Source organism: Vibrio sp. ER1A (assembly GCF_000733315.1).
Lineage (GTDB): Bacteria > Pseudomonadota > Gammaproteobacteria > Enterobacterales > Vibrionaceae > Vibrio > Vibrio mediterranei.
In genome coordinates this window covers 1-2,177 of record NZ_JPJA01000068.1, presented here as the reverse complement: position 1 = coordinate 2,177, position 2,177 = coordinate 1, and the positions used below count along the sequence as shown (strand labels likewise).

The following is a 2,177-nucleotide window of genomic DNA, read 5'->3' as shown; positions in this document are numbered from 1 at the left end:
TGTTATATCCAAACCTATCACTTGGACATCGTTCAAATTATTTACGTTAATTTTGTTCATCATAAATCCTGTAATATTCTGCAATTATACAAATAGCTTTAATAATTTTTTCTTATAAGTAGCAAATACTATTTGCATACTGCTTATTCGTTCATCCATTTCACACAATTTATTATTGTTTTTTATAGACTGTTTAGAAAGATCTCTAACTTCAGTGCTAATACACTCTACATCGCTAGCTATGCTATTAATAGCAGAAAGCTTTTTATCTTCTTGAACTTGGTTATTTTTCTCGATAAGTGACCTAATCTCTACAAGATCCAAGAGGTTAGAATTGATAGATTTCGTAATAACTCCATTTTCGTTCAATGCTTTTAAAATTAATTCAAGCTTTTTATTTTGCTCCAACAAAGAGTCATTATTAACTTTTTCTAGAACATTAATTAATTCGTTGAATCTTAAATCGATGCTTTGAATCATCGTCAGAAATGATGTCTTAACTTCTAACTCTGTTAAATCCAAAGATTTTAACTGGTTCTCTATAATTGTTATTCTATCGTGAGTATCGTCCTTATAGCTATTTGACACTGCTGAATTTAAATGTCGTTTCTCTACAGAACTTGCGATAAAAGTTGACGCCACCATACTATAAGCTGATACACCGACACCCAAAATAGAAGTAATAAAAGCAAATGACATTGCAGATAAAGAACCTGAGATAGCCCCAAGTAAAATCTGCATCTTTTTGGAAAAATCTGGTTCATCAGTTGTAAGAGCGGATGCTATACCTGAAATCATATCAACTAGACCTAGGAATGTCCCAACTAGACCTAAAGACACCATGACAGAACAGGCCATCTTTACATGTAAATTATATAAAGATTTTTTTGACCGAAAGTCAGGGCCAAAAGCTATAAATACCGAAAAAAGGGAGATATAAAGATAAAATGCCCCTACCAAAAACGTAATTTCAGGTGCTAGCTCGTACGCTTGAAGTAAAAATTGCTTAGCAGGTGCTATAGCCAAGAAAACTACATAAACCAAAAGAAATAAAATTACACCAACAATCTTCATTATTTACTCCCACCTAATATAGGTTCTAACATCTGGTGATTTTTCAAAAACTATTTCTATAGAATCTAAATGAGAAATAAGACCTAGATCTCTAAGAAACAACATAATGTTATAAGGAGCCAGTTTAGTTTTCTTGTTTGACTCAATGATCAACTTCCTGGGAAACTTTTTCTTAAATAAACTACCAATTTTAACTATTTGTGACTGAGATAATTTGTAACTATCATAAAAGTACAACCCATCTAAGCTTTCCAACAATGTTGGTTCGTGCCTTTTTAAAACGTCATTTATAGAAACCCTATTTTTATACAAACTGGTTGTGGCATACTTTTTTATGGACTCACTAACACCTGATACAGTGGAGATCAAGAGAAATATGCTAATAAGAATCACAGCTGATGTAGCACCAGTTAACGCATCCACCATGGGTGTCATTGTCTCTTCTAAATCCTCATCCATTGATTATTCTCCCGAGTTTGATTTGTTCAAATCGACGAAGCAATAGTTCATTTTATGCTCCTCTTTTGGCATTTTCTTGTACATGGTAACTTCATAGTTGCTTTCGAGATTGAACTGGTTGATCTTAATCGTGTTATATATAGAGATATTATTCGCCATACTTTCATCTAGATCCAAACCATAATAGCAACCCACTTTAATACTGTTAACCTGTACATCATCTTGTTTAACTTTTATCAATACTTCTTTAAGCTCCGATTCCATTGTTTCGTCAATAAAATAACTTTTTAATGGATACCTAAAAGTTGCTTCATCAATTTGAAAAAGAGAACCATCTGGTAACAAAGACTTTATGTACCCCATAAGTAGCGTAACAAATATTAATATTACAATACATAACGAGGAAGAAAGAGCTCCTATAAAACCTACCATACAGAGAAATCCAAATCTTTATTGAAAACTGATAGTATATACTCGATAAATGACACTTGATCATTAACAATATATAAAGAAGTTTGTAAACCGAGCATATTCTTTAATTTTTTATAATTGTCTTTATCCTTATCAAAGTTAACTTTAACTGAATAATAACGGCTACCTTGTTTGTTGTACTGTTTGTAGTCGAAAGAATCAGCACTTATGCC

4 protein-coding genes are annotated in these 2,177 nt (G+C 32.0%); all 4 read right to left on the bottom strand.

The genetic code is table 11. The features are described from left to right. Positions 1–84: 84 nt before the first annotated feature. The gene (locus HW45_RS28310) at positions 85–1,074 is read right to left on the bottom strand and encodes a hypothetical protein (protein ID WP_051867795.1); all 990 of its coding nucleotides are present in this window, start codon (positions 1,072–1,074) and stop codon (positions 85–87) included. A 3-nt stretch (positions 1,075–1,077) separates the two neighbouring features. Beyond that, positions 1,078–1,533 carry a hypothetical protein gene (locus tag HW45_RS04720; protein WP_038225296.1) on the bottom strand — a complete coding sequence of 152 codons (456 nt, stop codon included), beginning with the start codon at positions 1,531–1,533 and terminating at the stop codon, positions 1,078–1,080. A gap of 3 nt (positions 1,534–1,536) precedes the next feature. After that, positions 1,537–1,965 (bottom strand): hypothetical protein, encoded by a 429-nt coding sequence (locus HW45_RS04715; RefSeq protein ID WP_038225294.1) that lies wholly within the window; start codon positions 1,963–1,965, stop codon positions 1,537–1,539. Beyond that, a partial coding sequence (locus HW45_RS29930) for a hypothetical protein (protein WP_038225292.1) occupies positions 1,959–2,177 on the bottom strand: 219 nt, incomplete at its 5' end. The genes HW45_RS29930 and HW45_RS04715, both read right to left, overlap by 7 nt.

Excerpts from the sequence above, each read along its gene's own strand:
- HW45_RS28310 (WP_051867795.1), bottom strand. The coding sequence starts at position 1,074 with ATGAAGATTGTTGGTGTAATTTTATTTCTTTTGGTTTATGTAGTTTTC.
- HW45_RS04720 (WP_038225296.1), bottom strand. The coding sequence starts at position 1,533 with ATGGATGAGGATTTAGAAGAGACAATGACACCCATGGTGGATGCGTTA.
- HW45_RS04715 (WP_038225294.1), bottom strand. The coding sequence starts at position 1,965 with ATGGTAGGTTTTATAGGAGCTCTTTCTTCCTCGTTATGTATTGTAATA.